The 16,403-nt window shown below is 36.2% G+C and carries 15 protein-coding genes; 2 read left to right on the forward strand and 13 right to left on the reverse strand.

Going from position 1 to position 16,403, the window contains the following annotated elements:
* Nucleotides 1-115: 115 nt before the first annotated feature.
* The 7 genes from KQI94_RS02525 to KQI94_RS02555 form a co-directional block, all read right to left on the reverse strand.
* Nucleotides 116-1,444 carry an amidohydrolase gene (locus KQI94_RS02525; RefSeq protein ID WP_025186778.1) on the reverse strand — a complete coding sequence of 443 codons (1,329 nt, stop codon included), beginning with the start codon at nucleotides 1,442-1,444 and terminating at the stop codon, nucleotides 116-118.
* Nucleotides 1,428-3,212 carry an adenine deaminase C-terminal domain-containing protein gene (locus tag KQI94_RS02530; protein WP_002390123.1) on the reverse strand — a complete coding sequence of 595 codons (1,785 nt, stop codon included), beginning with the start codon at nucleotides 3,210-3,212 and terminating at the stop codon, nucleotides 1,428-1,430. The genes KQI94_RS02525 and KQI94_RS02530 overlap by 17 nt, the downstream gene beginning before the upstream one ends.
* Nucleotides 3,188-4,252: an ABC transporter substrate-binding protein gene (locus tag KQI94_RS02535; RefSeq protein WP_002357914.1), complete on the reverse strand. Its 1,065-nt coding sequence runs from the start codon at nucleotides 4,250-4,252 to the stop codon at nucleotides 3,188-3,190. The genes KQI94_RS02530 and KQI94_RS02535 overlap by 25 nt, the downstream gene beginning before the upstream one ends.
* A gap of 26 nt (nucleotides 4,253-4,278) precedes the next feature.
* The gene (locus KQI94_RS02540) at nucleotides 4,279-5,319 is read right to left on the reverse strand and encodes an ABC transporter ATP-binding protein (RefSeq protein ID WP_216454310.1); all 1,041 of its coding nucleotides are present in this window, start codon (nucleotides 5,317-5,319) and stop codon (nucleotides 4,279-4,281) included.
* A gap of 38 nt (nucleotides 5,320-5,357) precedes the next feature.
* Nucleotides 5,358-6,137 carry an ABC transporter permease gene (locus KQI94_RS02545; RefSeq protein WP_002357916.1) on the reverse strand — a complete coding sequence of 260 codons (780 nt, stop codon included), beginning with the start codon at nucleotides 6,135-6,137 and terminating at the stop codon, nucleotides 5,358-5,360.
* On the reverse strand, nucleotides 6,130-6,966 hold the full coding sequence (locus KQI94_RS02550) for an ABC transporter permease (protein ID WP_002382189.1): 837 nt from the start codon (nucleotides 6,964-6,966) through the stop codon (nucleotides 6,130-6,132). The genes KQI94_RS02545 and KQI94_RS02550 overlap by 8 nt, the downstream gene beginning before the upstream one ends.
* 207 nt (nucleotides 6,967-7,173) lie before the next feature.
* Nucleotides 7,174-7,578 carry a hypothetical protein gene (locus KQI94_RS02555; protein ID WP_002369569.1) on the reverse strand — a complete coding sequence of 135 codons (405 nt, stop codon included), beginning with the start codon at nucleotides 7,576-7,578 and terminating at the stop codon, nucleotides 7,174-7,176.
* A gap of 206 nt (nucleotides 7,579-7,784) precedes the next feature.
* On the opposite strand from KQI94_RS02555, the gene KQI94_RS02560 reads away from it, so the two are divergent.
* Nucleotides 7,785-8,546, forward strand: a complete 762-nt coding sequence (locus KQI94_RS02560) for a WxL domain-containing protein (protein WP_002369570.1) — start codon at nucleotides 7,785-7,787, stop codon at nucleotides 8,544-8,546.
* Nucleotides 8,547-8,660: 114 nt separating this feature from the next.
* On the opposite strand, the gene KQI94_RS02565 is transcribed toward KQI94_RS02560, so the two are convergent.
* The 3 genes from KQI94_RS02565 to alsS all read right to left on the reverse strand — a co-directional run bounded on the left by KQI94_RS02565 (nucleotide 8,661) and on the right by alsS (nucleotide 12,270).
* The gene (locus tag KQI94_RS02565; protein WP_002369571.1) at nucleotides 8,661-9,743 is read right to left on the reverse strand and encodes a PA2928 family protein; all 1,083 of its coding nucleotides are present in this window, start codon (nucleotides 9,741-9,743) and stop codon (nucleotides 8,661-8,663) included.
* A gap of 158 nt (nucleotides 9,744-9,901) precedes the next feature.
* Nucleotides 9,902-10,606 (reverse strand): acetolactate decarboxylase, encoded by a 705-nt coding sequence (budA, locus tag KQI94_RS02570; RefSeq protein ID WP_002369572.1) that lies wholly within the window; start codon nucleotides 10,604-10,606, stop codon nucleotides 9,902-9,904.
* Nucleotides 10,607-10,617: 11 nt separating this feature from the next.
* Nucleotides 10,618-12,270 carry an acetolactate synthase AlsS gene (alsS, locus tag KQI94_RS02575; protein ID WP_002357923.1) on the reverse strand — a complete coding sequence of 551 codons (1,653 nt, stop codon included), beginning with the start codon at nucleotides 12,268-12,270 and terminating at the stop codon, nucleotides 10,618-10,620.
* A gap of 277 nt (nucleotides 12,271-12,547) precedes the next feature.
* Here alsS and KQI94_RS02580 point away from each other — a divergent pair, with 277 nt between their 5' ends.
* Nucleotides 12,548-13,456: an LCP family protein gene (locus KQI94_RS02580; protein ID WP_002390119.1), complete on the forward strand. Its 909-nt coding sequence runs from the start codon at nucleotides 12,548-12,550 to the stop codon at nucleotides 13,454-13,456.
* 72 nt (nucleotides 13,457-13,528) lie between these two features.
* On the opposite strand, the gene KQI94_RS02585 is transcribed toward KQI94_RS02580, so the two are convergent.
* The 3 genes from KQI94_RS02585 to KQI94_RS02595 form a co-directional block, all read right to left on the reverse strand.
* Complete coding sequence (locus tag KQI94_RS02585; protein WP_002369575.1) at nucleotides 13,529-14,230, reverse strand: hypothetical protein; 702 nt, start codon at nucleotides 14,228-14,230, stop codon at nucleotides 13,529-13,531.
* 3 nt (nucleotides 14,231-14,233) lie between these two features.
* Nucleotides 14,234-15,067: an ABC transporter ATP-binding protein gene (locus KQI94_RS02590; RefSeq protein ID WP_002390117.1), complete on the reverse strand. Its 834-nt coding sequence runs from the start codon at nucleotides 15,065-15,067 to the stop codon at nucleotides 14,234-14,236.
* Nucleotides 15,068-15,418: 351 nt separating this feature from the next.
* On the reverse strand, nucleotides 15,419-16,403 hold a 985-nt coding region (locus tag KQI94_RS02595; RefSeq protein ID WP_216454311.1), incomplete at its 5' end, for a DNA-binding protein.

Consider the following 16,403-nt stretch of genomic DNA (forward strand, 5'->3'; position numbering starts at 1 on the left):
AAAAGAACACAGGCAACTCTTTCATTAAAAGTTTGTCTGCGCTCTATTAGAACCTGAATCACTAAACGTCAATCCAGCGTTATTTAATCAATCCGATACGTCCTACTTGTTCTGTTTAGAGAGCTGCTCTTTTTTTAGCTTCTTTCACAAACGTATTCATGGCCTGATATAATTTTTCCTTGATTTCTTTGAGATTAGCTTGTTGTAATTCTTTATTGGCAACTAACTGTTGACCGTTCACCCAAACGGCTTCAACATTGCTAGCATTTGCTGAATAAACCAACGCTGAATAGGCATCAAAAATCGGAAACATATTAACTGATTGCGTTTCAATTAATGTTATATCCGCTTTTTTGCCCACTTCCAATGAGCCGACTTGCTCCGCCAAGCCTAACGTTTTAGCGCCCCCCATCGTTGCCAGATAAACAATTTCTTTAGCAGGAAACAAAGAGCGATCTTGGTGTGCTGTCTTATGAAAATTCGCAACCATACGCATTTGGGTGAATAAATCTAATGTATTCCCACTACTAGGTCCATCCGCGCCTAAACCGACAATAATCCCTTGATCAAGCATTTGCTTAATCGGCGCTACGCCTTTGGCTGATTTAGTATTCGCACCAATACAATGAGCGACACGCGCTTTTCCATTAGTAGCAGCTAAACTCGCAAGATCTTCATCTGTTGCCAAAATACAATGCGCTAAAATAAACGGCTCGCTCAAATAACCCAGTTCTTCTAAGAAAGCAATTGGTGTTTTTTGATAGGCTTTTTCAAACTCAGCCATTTCATAAGTCATTTCAGCAACGTGCATGGTCACAGGAACTTGGTATTGCCGACTAAGTTCAATAATTTTTGCCAACACTTCTGGTGAATTGGTATTCGGTGCATGTGGCGCAAGTATAGGCGTAATCAACGGATGGCCTTGCCACTTGCGAATAAAGGTTTCCGCGTAAAAAAGACCGCCTGAAGGCTCTGGACTATCACAAGTGGGCATATCAATGATCGTCTCTCCGAGCAAAGCACGAACACTCATTTTTTCACAACTTTTAGCAATTTCATCTTCAAAATAATACATATCACAAAAGCTCGTAATACCACTCAGTAACATTTCAGCAATTGCATAATCACTACTGCATCCTACTAATTCTTTTGTCATGAATTGTTCTAATGGAAAAAGAAAACGCCGGAGTCGATCTGGCACATCGTCTCCTAACGAACGAAACGGAATCATGCCTACATGGGTATGGGTGTTAATCATCCCAGGTATTAAAATTCCATTTTGGCCATCGATTACTTGATTTGCAGCCACTCGCTTTTCATCAAGTGTGGTCATTGATGCTAATTCCACAATTGTGTCTTCTTCAATCACTAAATAGCCGGCTTTGATTTCTGAAAATTGCTCATCCATTGTTAGTATATGCACATTTTTAATGAGTGTTTTCATGAAAAAGAACTCCATCCTCTGGAAAAACTAATGGATAGAAACGTTGTGACTTCGTATCCATCATCCCAAAATCTGTCACTTTAATGGCTGGCGAGACAGGTAATGATAGTGTAGAAAAGGACATGATTTCATTCATATTTTGATAACCTAACGCTTGCATAGCTTGTCGGACTTTTTGTAAAGAAGCGCCTAATTGTTCAATCGGTGCTTGCGATAAAATCCCACCAATTGGTAAAGGACAAGTTGCCATCACTTGCTGATCCGAAGCAACCAAATAGCCGCCTTGCATCGCTAATAATTCATTCTGCGCTAACAGAATATCCTCAATCGTATTACCCATCACCATTAAATTATGATGATCATGGGCCCAGGTTGTCGCAATGGCTCCTTTCTCGGAAAGAGGTTGATCCATTAAAGAAAAAGAAATATTACCATTTTTTCCGTAACGTTCCATCACAATTAATAAGGCGCAGTTGGCTTTTTGCCATTGCAACAATCCATTTTCAACAGGAATTTCTTTTGTAATTCGTTCTGTAAATGTGCCAATTTCTTGTTTTTGAATCACATTACAACGAACTGTTTCTTTTGTTGTAGCCACCTTTAAAAGTAAATCTTCTTCTGTTAACTTTTTACATTGGATGGTTTGTTGATAAGCGGCTGGAAACTCTTCGATTTTTTCTGGATAATGGAAGGGCTCGCCTTTTTCAAAAACGACCTTTCCAGATTTATAAACCGTATTAATATCAAAACTTTCTAAGTCATTTAATAACAAAAAGTCAGCTTTTTTACCAGGTGCAATTTCGCCGCGATCATGGAGACCCATTCGTTTGGCTGGCGTATAAGTTGCCATATAAATGGCTTTCTCGATAGGTAACCCTGCATGAACGGCTTTTTTGACATTTTCATTTAGATGACCTTTTAGCAAATCATCAGCCATCACGTCATCCGTGATAATACTTGCATAATTGTAGAAGTCATTGTCTACTATCACCTGAATGTTTTCAGGAGTGATTGATTTATTTTGAAATTGAATAAAGACGCCCGCTTCAATTTTTTCTTTTAACGTTTTAGGAAATTGATGGGTATGATCTGAAGTGATACCACTATATAGAAAATCTGCTAACTCTTGATCTTCGATTTTAGGACAGTGGCCTTCTAAAGGCATGGTTGGTCGTTGTTTTTGGCACAAATCGATAATTTGACGAATTAAAGAATCTGGCTCATAGGAAATCCCTTTAAAATTCATGGCTTCCCCTAAACAAATCACTTTTGGTTCTTTGAGTAATTCTGCTACTTCTGCTAAGCCGATAATCCCACCAGTTGTTTCTAATTCGGGAGTGGTCGAAGGAACCGAGGAAGGAATTGCGTGAAAGATATCTAGTTCTGTTTCAGCGGCCATAAAAGCTTTTAAGCCTTCTAAGCCAAATACGTTAGCCATTTCATGGGCATCGGCAATCACCGTTGTCACACCGTAACGCACTACTGCTTTGGAAAAAATAGTAGGTGTCGTCATGGAACTTTCAATATGCATGTGTGCATCAATTAAGCCGGGAATCATCCATTGATTCTCGGCATTAATTGTTTTTTGGGGCTGCAAATTGACGTTCTCTTCTTCATAAATGTAATAAAATTTATCATTTTTAATCGCAACATTTCGTTGAACGAATGTTTGAGTGACTGTTTGATACAGCCACACATTTTTTAGTAATACATCGACGTTCATTTTGTCCCTCTTTTCTAAAACTATTGATTCATCGTCCGATTCCATTGATCAATCCAATCCGCTAGTTGACTATTAATAAAATTAAAATCGACTGTTTTGGCACGTTCGGCAATGGCACCATATGTTTTATTTTTCGCTTCTTTTTCGCTTAACGTTACTTGTTGATTTGTAGGTCCTTCATTTAATGAAATCGCTTTGGCCTTTTGTGATTCTTCACTAATCCGTGCGTTAACAAATTTAAAGGCGGTTTCTTTGTTTTGTGCTTTTTTAGGAATATTGACTGTATTATAGTTGGCATACGTGCCGCTTTCTGGGACGACATACGTCACGTTTTCTGCTGCGCCTTGAATAATATCAACCGCAAAATCAGCAACCACAGCTGCTTCAATTTCACCAGATTGGAACATATTAGCTAAGTCTGACGATTTTGAATACGTTTTAACAACGTTTGGTTTTAATTCTTTCATCGCTTCAAAAGCGGCCTTCCCGTTATCTTTTGTAATATCTTGACCAGCATGTTCACTGGCAACGTATAACATTAAAGGACCTGCCGTCGTGGCAACGTCTGGAACAGAAATTTTACCTTTCAAATCAGCTGACCATAAGTCATCCCAGTTTTTAATTTCTTTGCCTAATTTTTCTTTGTTGTAAACAATCCCGATACTGTTTACAGCGATTGGTACGCCAGCACCACTTTCAAAAACCTCTTTTGCTCCCGGCGTTAACTGACTTAAATTAGGTACTTCTTTTTCTGTAATTTTTTCAAATAACCCTTCTTTTCCACCTTGTGCTGCATTTGCTTGTGCTAATTCAATGACATCAATTCCCGCATTGGGATTATTTTTTAATTTCGTAAAGCGGTCTGCGCTATTGCCTACTTCTAAGGTAACTTTCGCTTCATTCTCTTTTTCAAATGGAGCGATAATGTCTTTTTTGACAATATCTTCACTTAATCCGAAAGTTGAAACGACTAAAGCATTACTTCCACCTTTGCTCTCGCTTTTCGTAGTTGCTTCGCTGTTTCCACAAGCAGTCATTAATAACGTTGCAGCGACTAATGTCCCTAAAATTACGCGTTTTTTCATTTTTAAATCTTCCTCCAAAATGGTTTTTATTTTTCTAAAATAACTAATTTCTCAGCTGGAAAAGCCAAGTGAATGGTTTCGTTTGTTTCATATAACTGTTCACTTGTTCCATTAACCAGCAATGTACCTAACGCTGTTTCCACTTCATATTGATAGCTTTTCCCTAAAAATGTTCGGACAGCGACAGTACCTGCGACAGTATTAGTAGCAGCTTCTGAAACAATCTCAATGTCCCCTGGACGAATCGTTGCCACCGTCGTTGTAACATTTGGTTCAGGATTAGTCGTTTTCACTATTTGATTTGTTTGTGTCCGATAATGACCGGCTTCCATTTTTTCGACAGAGAAAAAGTTTTCAAAACCGATAAATTCTGCAACAAACTTAGTACGAGGCAAACGATAAATCGTTTCTGGTGAATCATATTGTTCAATCACGCCATTATTCATAATGGCCACTTTATCTGAAATAGAAAAACATTCTTCTTGGTCATGTGTGACAAAAACTGTCGTAATGCCTAATTGTTGTTGAATCCGTTTGATTTCAATCCGCATTGCCACTCGCAATTTTGCATCTAAATTACTCAACGGTTCATCTAGTAGTAATAGTTTAGGTTCAATAATCAGAGCACGTGCTAGCGCAACCCGCTGTCTTTGACCACCAGATAATTGTTTTGGATAACGGTCGCCCAAGCTTTCTAAACCACATACTTTTAGCATTTCCGTGACTTTTTGGTCCATGGTTTGTTTGCTTTCTTTGCGTAATTTCAGCCCAAAAGCGACATTTTCTGCAATCGTTAAATGGGGAAATAACGCATAGCTTTGAAAAACCATCCCGAAGTTTCTTTTATGGACAGGAACCTTTGTTAGTTCTTCTTGGTCAACGAAAAACTGTCCGTCGTTTGGCTTAATTAATCCAGCAATCACTCTTAGCGTAGTCGTTTTACCACAACCACTCGGTCCTAATAAAGAAACTAACTCTCCTTTTTCCATTGAAATATTTAAATCTTTTAAAATATCTTGTTTTCCGTCATAGCTGACGCGAATATCTTTTAAATCCACAAAAGTCAAAATTTTCTCCTCTTTCTATCTCGTGCTTCTTCCATGTTTTAGGCAATGGAAGCTAGTCCCAACGTTTTTTCAATTAAAAACATTAAGCCCATTGTTAGTAGCATCAACAATACAGAAATTGCTGAAACAGTTGGATCATAATTGTATTCCATATAACTTAATAAAGAAGTAGGCAGCATCGTCACACCGGGACCTGATAAAAACATCGATACAGGAACATTGTTAAACGAATTGACAAATGCTAACATAAAGGCTGCAAAAATTCCTGAAGACACATTGGGTAAAACAATTTGAATAAAAGCTCGCAATCTTGTACAACCTAATGTCCAAGCTACTTCTTCCATTGAATAATCTAGTTGTTCCATACTTGACCCAACCACTCGAATAATATAAGGCAAACTAATTAAAAAATGCCCCATTAATAATCCTTGAAAGACAGGCAAACCTAATTTAATAACAATATATTGAAATAACGTATACCCGACCACAATTCCTGGAATCACAGTTGGGGATAAGAAAAAGCTTTTAATAAAGTTGCGCCCGCGAACGGAATAACGAGCCAGCGCATAGGAAGCCGGAATCCCTACTATTAATGCTAAAACAGTCGCTAATACCCCAATCAACAAGCTTAACTTAAAACTGTCCATAAACGTTTCCGATTGTAAGGCTTTGGCGTACCAATCTAAAGTAAAGCCTTTAATCGGAAATTGAATCGCTGCGGCTGTTCCAAAAGAAGTCACCACAATCAAACATAATGGTAAAAATAAAAACAGAAAAACTAGAATTGCAATAACAGATAGTCCTTTTTGCTTACGCATGATTTGCTTCTCTCCGATCTACTTTCTTAGCGACCATGTCTAGGCCTTTCATCACAATTAATGTTGTTAAAATCATAATAAATGCAAGAACACTCGCCGATTGCCAATCACCTAAAGTATTAGCCTTTTGATATAAGAAGGTCGACATCATCATTTTTTGGTTACCACCTAATAGCTGTGGCGTCGTATAAGCCGTTAAAGTTCCTGTAAACACTAATATACTTCCTACAATGGTGCCTGGAATTGATAAAGGTAAAACAATTTTCCGAAAAGCCGTCATTGGATTGGCGCCTAGCGTCTCAGCCGCTTCTAGCATTTCTCCTTCAATGTTTTCCATAACCCCAACTAAGGTCATAATCATTGTTGGTAAAAATAAATACACTGAACCGATAATAATTGCAAATTCTGTATACAATAAATTCAGCGGTTGCTCAATTAAGCCTGTTTTTAATAACAACGTATTCACTACACCGTTTTTTCCTAAAATGTTAATCCAAGCAAAACTTCGAATAACTGAATTGGTTAATAGTGGAAACAAGGTCATAGCCATTAAAAAGCCACGCCATTTTTTGGAAACTCCAGCAATAAAGTATGCCGTTGGAATGCCCAACACAATTGAAATACCCGTCACAATTAACGAAACTCTTATCGTTCGCCAGAAAATTGAAACATTATAGTCATCTTTAAAAAAAGTAACATACTGATTTAGTGTCAAGCCATGATCAGTAAAAATGGTTGGCAAAATGCTAGTAATTAATGGAATCATTAAGAAAAATAATAATAGTACTAGCCCCGGTGCCACAATTAAATACGGAACTTTCTTGTTCATTCGTACACTCCTCGTTCGTTTTTTCACTTCATCAGTATACGCAAGGAAAACGTATATTTCAACACATTTTCATCTTTTTGTTCGTTTTCAAACCCGAACGTTCGTATATTTTTTCGGAAAAGGTTATTAAAAAATAAAACACGAACATTAAACAAAAAAACACAAACAAGACTGTTTGTGTTTTTTGTCAACTTTTTTATTTATCACTTAATTTTCTTGGAACGTTTGATCCTTTTCCATCATTTTCACTATAATACCATCTTGATACACCTGATAATATCCGAACAATTCATTCTCTTTTGAGACACTATTCTTTTCAGATATAATTTGAACAACATAACTTCCTTTATTTGACTGCTTAAACGTATAATGAAACGCCGAGTCATTCGTTGGTATCCCTAAACCATTTTGTAAAAATTCAATCGCTTCCTGTTTAGTATAAGATTCTGCTTCTAATTGCGTTCCTAAATGCGGATTTTTTTGATCAACAAATTGTCTTGCTTTGTCATTATTAGCAGACTTTTCTATAACGACTTCCTGTTGCGAATTCCTACTTCCTGAACAGCCAGTTAATACAAATAAAATCACCAACAACCCCAAACACTTACTCAAAGTTTTCTCCTCCTCTCCCTTTTCATTAGTGATACCTGATGATTTCTTTTATATTTTAGCATGCTTGATATAACGAATGGTGCTCAAAAAAGACAGAATCAACAAGTAAAAATTGTCGACTCACCTTTCTCAACTAATATTAAAAACTATCTGTCTCAATATTTTCGAATTTCCTGTAAATTACTGATAAATAAAAACAGCTCCTTTTGCGTATACTTATATTATCAGCACCTAAAGGAGGAACTTTCTTGAAGCAAAAAAATCTACTCACTTATCAATCACTTGCAGCCTTGTTGCTAGTATTCAGTCTCTTTAGTTTTGACCCATCGGTTTCTTTTGCCACCCGTTCTGGAAAAACGCCTGTTTCAGTTGAACTAGAAATTGGAGGGCTGCCTGGTGATGAATCGGTTGACGATGCCATTGATCCTGATTTAGAAAATCCTAACACTAGTTTTGACTTGCTCTTTATTCCGAAAGAATTTACTTTTGAAACCCAAGCGATTTCTGGTGATTTAACGGCAGTTCCTATACGACCTTCTGAAGGCAATACTCATACAATGAGACACTTCGGGATGGGGGATGTTCGCGGAGCCTTAACTGGTTGGCATGTCACTGCTGAAATCCCACACATGCGAAACGAAGCTCATTCTTTACTAGGCATCATTACGTTTCAATTAACAGGCGGCTATGCTCGCTATGACAAAACGTTAAGGCGTTTCTTTATGACAAATACAATGTATGGACTGGATTTTTCAGAAGATCCTGCTGCACCCGACTTCCCGACCAACCCAATTATTATCGGTAACGGTGCCACTTTAATGAGTAACGCTGGTGATAGAAAAGGACAAGGAATGTGGAGCGGCCGCATGACCGATATTTCTCTTGCAATCCAAACCCCTGTTTCACAATTATTTCCTGGCGTATATACAGGTTCGATTATCTGGAATTTAATCTCTGGACCTGCATAAAATAAAAAAAACGCTTAGAAAACTAGCGGAATCACTACTCTTCTAAGCGTTTTTTTATATCATAAGGACTATTTGCTCCTTCTATTTGTCTAAGCATGCTTTACCACTTTTCGTTTAACGAATCACTTGGCCCCAACGGTAATCAAACTGATACTCTTGATTACCATTATTCAGGTTAATTTTGTATAAATAACGCGGGACTTTAATGAATAACGCATCCTCTACTTGAAAAGCTTCAATAGGTACATTTTCTTTAGTTAAAAGCAACGGTGTTTGCCACTCGTATGTTTTTTTCTGCCAATTGTATAAGCCAACTATCGCTTGATTACTTTGTCTTTTCTTGTATGACAGAACATAATAATTTGCTTCATCTTTCTTGCCTAATAAAACTGGTGCTATTAGTTGCTCTTCTAGTTTTCCTTGCACTGTTGTACGCTCTTCCGATGACAGCTCTTGACCAATTTGACTCTCATTTGAATCTACCGTCCATTTAGGCGCTTCTTGTGTTTGAAAGACTTCTTTGAAAGTTGGGTCTTGTTTTAACTGCCAATTTTTCAAATCTAATTGATAATATCGATTGTTTAATCCATAAATATAGAGATAGCGATTATCCATAAAACGATAATCAACGAAATCAGAGCTTAAACAGTCTTTTAATTCAGGGAATTTCTTCACTAAATCCGCTTCAGAAAACTGTTTTTTCCCTGTTTTTGTATCTAGTAAGTAAATGGCCTCGTTATCAGCATTATTCAAAACCACATATTGATCTGTTTGACCAATTAAATAATCACGCCAGCCTAAACGTTTACTCCACATTCGTTCGCCCGTCTGACTATTAACAGAAATCACTTGAAACAATGAGTTACTAGTGCTAATGCCATTCGTTCGTCCATTTGGGATAATCATTCGCTCGATAGAAGTTAATCCTTTCGTTTTTTCAGAATAAAACGTCGCACTTTTCTCTTCAATCGTTACTGAACGAAACATTCCGAAAAAGATTAAACCAGCAAAATGTACCACTGCAAGATAAACCAACAAAATTAACGCATAGGGAACCAGTCTCCTTGTACTCCGCCTTCTTATTAAGGAAATAACCAAAATACCACTAATTACTATAAAAATAATTGCTACAATGATGACAAAAATATCATGATAGAGCCAACCAGATAATTGCCAACTTCTATAAAGTGTGTCCATTACGCCATCCTTTCCAATTGTTATTTGCTTATTATAAAAAGGATACTATTTTTTTTTTGAAAAATAACAACAAAAAGCGACGAACAGCAATAAGCCCATTCAAGTTGACTAACTAGGTCAACTTGAATGGGCGTGGAGAAATGTGCCTTGTTATTCAGTTATTCCGCTTCTTCAATTGCAGACAAAGCTTTTGCAATATCAATTTCTTTATTCCGATAATCAGCATCATGAACTGGAAAATGCTGCCGCAATTCTGCTGCTTCCATCCACGAAACAGTCCCTTGTTTAATGCCAAAATCAAGAATGTGCCCACCAAATTGGTGATCCTCACTGATAAAGTGCAAATGAAACCCTGCGGCAGAGGCACCATGAAATAATTTAGGTGTAAAGAACCCTACAACTGTTCCCTGAATATTCTCCGCTGTAAATTCAGGTTGATTGCGTGCGGCTTCTACAAATGGTGGATACGGTTTTTCTTGTTTAGGTGCCACACGGACATGCATCTTCGCAAAAAGACCGCTAATTTTAATTGCCGCAAAAAAATTAGGACTAATTTTTTCTAAAATTTGTGCTTTAATATTTTCATCGGTTTCTGTTGATACAGGGAATGCGCCATCTTCTTGAAAACGAGTAACTGCGGCATATGGCGTTAATTCTTCGCCTTCTAGAATAGCAATTTCGCCAGTTTGATTTGCATGATACAATGTACCGTCCAATAAAATAATTTCGCCATTTGAGCCTTCTAATGTCCCAATTCCAAAATCACCTTGCGTGAGTAACGTACCAATTTCTGCCGTTCCTGCCATCAAACTTTCCATTAAACCGCCTAGCGTACCATGTTGATAAACATATTGTTCGCTCATTTTTCCATCTCCTAATAAAGTTGATCTGGTAACAATGTTTTACCTAATTCTTGATTATCTGAATAATCCACAGGAACATCAATAATCACTGGGCCTTCTGTTTGCATTCCTTCTTCTAAAGCTGCGGCAAATTCTGCTTGTGAATGTACTCGAACCCCTTTGGCTCCAAAAGCTTCAGCATACTTCACAAAATCAACTGGACCAAAATCTACGCCAGAGGATCGATTATATTTCATTTCTTCTTGGAATTTAACCATATCATAACTACCATCATTCCAAATAATATGCACGATATTTTGCTTTAAACGAACCGCTGTTTCTAATTCTTGCGCTGAAAATAGGAAACCGCCGTCCCCAGAAACAGAGATAATTTGTGTATTCGGACGAACCAGCGCAGCCGAGATTGCCCAAGGCAAAGCGACACCTAATGTTTGCATACCGTTACTAAATAATAAATGACGCGGTTCATAACTTCTAAAGTGGCGAGCCATCCAAATGTAGTGACTCCCTACGTCAACAGTAACTGTCATTTCATTCGTAGTTTTTTCTTGAAGCGTTTGAACAATTTCTAATGGATGTAATCGATTTTCAATTGTACTTGTTTTTACTTCTTTAATCGTTAATTTTTCTTGAAGCGTTTCTAAATAATCTTGCGCATCTTCTGTTAGTATTGGTTCACTAAATGCTTCTGATAATTTCAAAATATTTTTAGACATATCACCAATTAGCTCTTCTTCCGGTTGCATATATTGGTCAATTTCCATTTGAACTTCATCAATGACAATAACGCGCGCATCTTTTTCTGCGTTCCAATTACGTGCTTCATATTCAATTGGATCATAACCAATCGCAATCACTAAATCACTTCTTTTTAACAAACGATCCCCAGGTTGGTTTCGAAATAAACCAACACGCCCAAAGAAATGTTCTTCTAATTCTTTTGAAATAATTCCTGCTCCTTGGAACGTTTCCACGACTGGCAAACCAGTTATAGCAACCAATTCACGAATGGCTGCGGTAACTTTTCGTGCAGAGGCCCGCATTCCTAAAAGTAAAACAGGTAACTTCGCTTGCTTGATTCGTTCAGCTAAAGCTGCGATTGTTTCTGCTGATGCATGGCCCAGTTTCGGAGCCGACAAAGGCTTAATTGCTTCGCCTGTCACCGGACTATCTGTGACATCTTGTGGGATCGATAAGAATGTTGCACCTTTTTTCGCTGTTTTGGCGATACGGTAAGCATTGGCAATATTTTCAGATAATGTTTCTGGATCTTGAATTTCTGTACTGAATTTTGTTATTGGACTAAATAATGCAGCATTATTCATGCTTTGGTGAGTTAATTTTGACAAATCGGACCGTTTCACCTGTCCAGCCAATGCTAAAACAGGGTCCCCTTCTGCAGTCGCAGTTACTAACCCAGTTGCTAAATTGCTGGCACCAGGTCCACTAGTTGCAATAACTAAGCCAGGCTCTCCCGTCAAACGACCAATCCCTTGTGCCATAAAGGCTGCATTTTGTTCATGTCGAGCTAAAATTAATTCTGGACCTTTGTCAACTAATGCATCAAAAACTCCATCAATTTTTGCACCGGGAATCCCAAAAATATAGGGCACTTCGTGATTGATTAAACTTTCTACTATGATATCTGATCCTTTTTTACTCACTGTTATACCTCCGATTAAAATCTGTACTAATTACAAATACAAAAATACCACTAAAATTCTAATTAATCAACAATGAAACACCTTGAAAACGTGTAATATACTAATTCGCATATTTTAATAGAATTGAGATATTTCAAAAGATTAAGCAAAAATAATGCAAAATACCTTAAAGTTTTATAGTCTTTCAACAATTATTATATACTTCTTCACTAAAAATTAGTAAGATTAACCTATAAGAAAAAAATCACAACCTGTGATAAATTATTGGAGGAAAAATATGTCAAAAGGGAAGAAAATTTTTGCCATTATCTTTGGAATTATCTTGGTTCTATTTCTTGCAGTTGTTGGAATGGGAGCAAAACTTTATTGGGATGTTTCTAAATCAATGGATAAAACCTATGAAACAGTAGAACGATCTAAAAAAAGTCAGGTCAATTTAAACAATAAGGAGCCTTTTTCTGTTTTATTATTAGGGATTGATACAGGCGATGATGGGCGTGTCGAGCAAGGTCGTTCGGATACAACAATTGTTGCAACAGTTAATCCTCGTGACAAGCAAACAACCTTAGTCAGTCTTGCTCGCGATACCTATGTTGATATTCCAGGTCAAGGAAAACAAGATAAATTGAATCACGCCTATGCTTTTGGTGGCGCATCTTTAGCAATGGACACAGTTGAAAACTATTTAAACATACCTATTAATCATTATGTTTCAATTAATATGGCTGGTTTAAAAGAATTAGTCAACGCGGTTGGCGGAATCGAAGTGAACAATAATCTGACTTTTTCTCAAGACGGATATGATTTTACGATTGGTAAAATTTCATTGGATGGTGAACAAGCACTCTCCTATTCAAGAATGCGTTACGAAGACCCTAATGGTGACTACGGCCGCCAAGAACGTCAAAGAAAAGTGATTGAAGGCATCGTCCAAAAAGTCTTAAGTCTTAACAGCGTAAGCAACTATCAAGAAATTTTAACAGCTGTTTCTGATAATATGAAGACAGATTTAAGTTTTGATGACATGAAAAAAATTGCCTTAGATTATCGTAGTGCCTTTGGTAAAGTGAAACAAGACCAACTTCAAGGTACTGGTTTTATGCAAGATGGAGTTTCCTACCAACGTGTGGATGAACAAGAATTAAATCGTGTCCAACAAGAGTTGAAAAATCAATTGAATAACTAAGTAAAAGCATGTACCAGACATTAAAATACGTCTGATACATGCTTTTAAAATCTTAAATCGAACTATCCTTACTCAAAAATCAATTCGTAGTATTTTCCAATGATTTATTCCGTATAACACTAGTATGCTTACTAAACAATAAAATAATTCATCCATCGTTCCTGAACCCATCCCTAAAAATGTTAAAATGTAAAAAGGAGACTGCAAAAGAACGACCCATCCGATAGTTGATGCTCCAATATTTATTAAAATAGGAACAATCATCACAAAAACTAAATTAAAGATCGTTAAAGTCACTCCCTGTATATGAAAGAATAAATACATTGTTATACCTAAAACTAAGTAGAATAACGGCAACAATATATAAGAAGCTATTAGGACAGTCAACACTTTCCATGAAACAGCTACTGAAAGAACCATGCTTAAAAGAGCACAAACACCGATTAATAAAAATCCTGCTAACAAGCCCAAACATAGTCCACAAATCAACAGCGAGAACAAATAAAGATGGCGACCTTGCCTCGTTTTAAAATAATAATCACTAATTCGTGAGCCTTGATCGTCAACAACAAAGGACACTACTAAAATCGGTAATAGCAAGCTGTTAATAAAATTCATCGCACTGATATAATCATTTACATCAAACATATCGCCAAAAAAATAATTTAAAAATGGTGGAACTAACCCTAAAATGGCAAACATAATGAGATAGCTTCCAGAAAACCAAAAAATTCTGCGCTGAATATCTTGTTTTAACACAGCTTTTACTTTCATCTCTTACTCCCCTTCTACTAATGAAAAATAAACATCTTCTAAATTTAGTGCATGTTTTTTCATTTCTAATGGAATGATGTCGTTTAAAACCAACTCTTTCAAGAACAACGGATAATCTGCTTCCGAAATTAACCAAAGAGGATGTCTTTGTTCTACGCCATCAAAAAGAGCACTAATTTCACTCACTTTGTCTTCGTTTTCTTCATCAAAGGTAAATTGATAGACTGATACTTCTTTTCCTAAAGTGACTGTTTGAATAATTGCTCCATTTTTAATAAAATACGCTCGATCGCACAACTTATCTAGATCCCCTAAAATATGACTGGAAATGACAATCCCTATATGTAACTCTTTTGCTAAGTGCTTTAGTGTCTGAATGGTCGCTTGTACGCCATCTGGATCTAAACCGTTCATTGGTTCATCTAAAATAAGTAGCTCATTTTTGTTAATTAAAGCTAACGCCATTCCTAAGCGCTGCTTCATACCTAAAGAAAAATCTTTGACTTTCTTTTTCCCGTAATTTTTCATATCAAATAGTGATTCTACGTAATCAACTGAATAACTCTCTTTTGAAAGAGCACGAAAATAATTAAGATTTTCTCTTGCTGTTCTATTTGGAAAATATTTAGGTCCATCAATTAAAACACCAATCCGTTCTTGTCCAACGACTTTACCTTGAAAATTAACAATTAACCCACTCATGATTTTCATTGTAGTCGTTTTACCTGCACCATTTGGACCAATTAAACCTACAATTTCACCTGGTCCTACAGTAATTGAAATATTTGTTAGAATTTCTTTTTTATCAATGGTTTTTGAAATATTTTCTAATTGCATTAGCAACACTCCTTAACTACAATTTTTTTCAGCCTTTAGTTCGTAATAGCAAAACAAGCCAATCCCTATTAATTTAACACTAATTACTACCATACCAAATGCAACCATTACTACCCGCTCCTTTCTATACTTTCAATTACTAGCATAGCAAGAAAAATAATCATTTTTTAGTGTAAAAAAATCCGCTATTTGGAAAAAAAATAAAAGAAACAGCGCCGGCAATTATCCTTCAGCGCTGTTTCTAAACTGACTAAAATTGTCTGTTAGCCAATGTTGCTTTTGTAAGTAAACAAAATTAATAGTAGTCGATATGTTATTAATTTAAAATGTAAAGCTCGCAAAAAAGTAGCTTTATTTATCATTGCAATGGGTTATTTTATAAAGAATTTTCTCTAAATTCCGCCAGTTGCGTTCTGTTGGTATATTTTTCATCAGTAGTAAAGTCGTTCCTTTTGTATCAAAATAATAGTTAGAAATCACTAAATCGACTTCAGATGCATCTACTTCATAATCATAAAAAGCCAAGGGATAAGCTTTACCAAAATAATTTTTTATTTTATTCATCAACCATAATCGATGAGTATGATGTAAATCGTCTGCAATTAAAATCTTAATGGGCGTCAATTTCTTTAACAACAAATCATAATAATCTAAAACATAGTAATAGTTTAAGAAAAGTTGTTCCCAATTTTTTAAAATTTCTTTGACCTCTTTTGTTGCCTGCTCTTGCAAATCTCGATGAAAGTTCTCCATCAGTTGGGCTATTTCCGTATTTTGTCTTTTAATTTCATTAATATAAGACTGATTAAAAAATAAATCAGTATTACCGAAAAAGAATTGACTTCGCTCGTGGAATGCCACAAAGTTAAAAATTAATTCAGAATCTGACAAATCCAATTGAAATTGATAGTCTTTTTGCGTGAGGTTATTTAATAGCAATACAGCTTGGTAAGACGTAGTATGATGCAATTTATGTGCTAATGCATGACTAACTTCATAGCGAGGATTACCATCAATCACTCCAAACGAGTAGATAATTCGATATATAAAATAGATCTCTTCTTCAGGCAGCGATAAGTTACACTTCTTCAGCCACATTTTTACTAAAGGAAAAGCTTTATCAGAATCAGCTACCTGTTTAATTTCATCTAAAAGTTCCACTCTTTTTTGTGGTGCACGTTCTAATACAATTGCTAGCCAATAAGAAAAAATTCGTTTCGGCAAACGTAACAATTCAATATCGTATACCTCTTCAAATTGTTCAATATATTGTTCAATCAACTTTTCAGAAATCGTGAATGGCCAGTCACCTGTACGTGAAGATTGCCAATAAAAA

Source organism: Enterococcus sp. S183_ASV_20 (genome assembly GCF_018919685.1).
GTDB classification, from domain to species: domain Bacteria; phylum Bacillota; class Bacilli; order Lactobacillales; family Enterococcaceae; genus Enterococcus; species Enterococcus faecalis.

Bases quoted from the DNA above. Each gene is read 5' to 3' on its own strand.
- KQI94_RS02525 (WP_025186778.1), bottom strand. From the start codon at position 1,444: ATGAAAACACTCATTAAAAATGTGCATATACTAACAATGGATGAGCAA.
- budA (WP_002369572.1), bottom strand. From the start codon at position 10,606: ATGAGCGAACAATATGTTTATCAACATGGTACGCTAGGCGGTTTAATG.
- KQI94_RS02580 (WP_002390119.1), top strand. From the start codon at position 12,548: ATGTCAAAAGGGAAGAAAATTTTTGCCATTATCTTTGGAATTATCTTG.
- KQI94_RS02545 (WP_002357916.1), bottom strand. From the start codon at position 6,137: ATGCGTAAGCAAAAAGGACTATCTGTTATTGCAATTCTAGTTTTTCTG.
- KQI94_RS02565 (WP_002369571.1), bottom strand. From the start codon at position 9,743: ATGGACACACTTTATAGAAGTTGGCAATTATCTGGTTGGCTCTATCAT.
- KQI94_RS02535 (WP_002357914.1), bottom strand. From the start codon at position 4,252: ATGAAAAAACGCGTAATTTTAGGGACATTAGTCGCTGCAACGTTATTA.
- KQI94_RS02550 (WP_002382189.1), bottom strand. From the start codon at position 6,966: ATGAACAAGAAAGTTCCGTATTTAATTGTGGCACCGGGGCTAGTACTA.
- KQI94_RS02530 (WP_002390123.1), bottom strand. From the start codon at position 3,212: ATGGAATCGGACGATGAATCAATAGTTTTAGAAAAGAGGGACAAAATG.
- KQI94_RS02585 (WP_002369575.1), bottom strand. From the start codon at position 14,230: ATGAAAGTAAAAGCTGTGTTAAAACAAGATATTCAGCGCAGAATTTTT.
- KQI94_RS02590 (WP_002390117.1), bottom strand. From the start codon at position 15,067: ATGCAATTAGAAAATATTTCAAAAACCATTGATAAAAAAGAAATTCTA.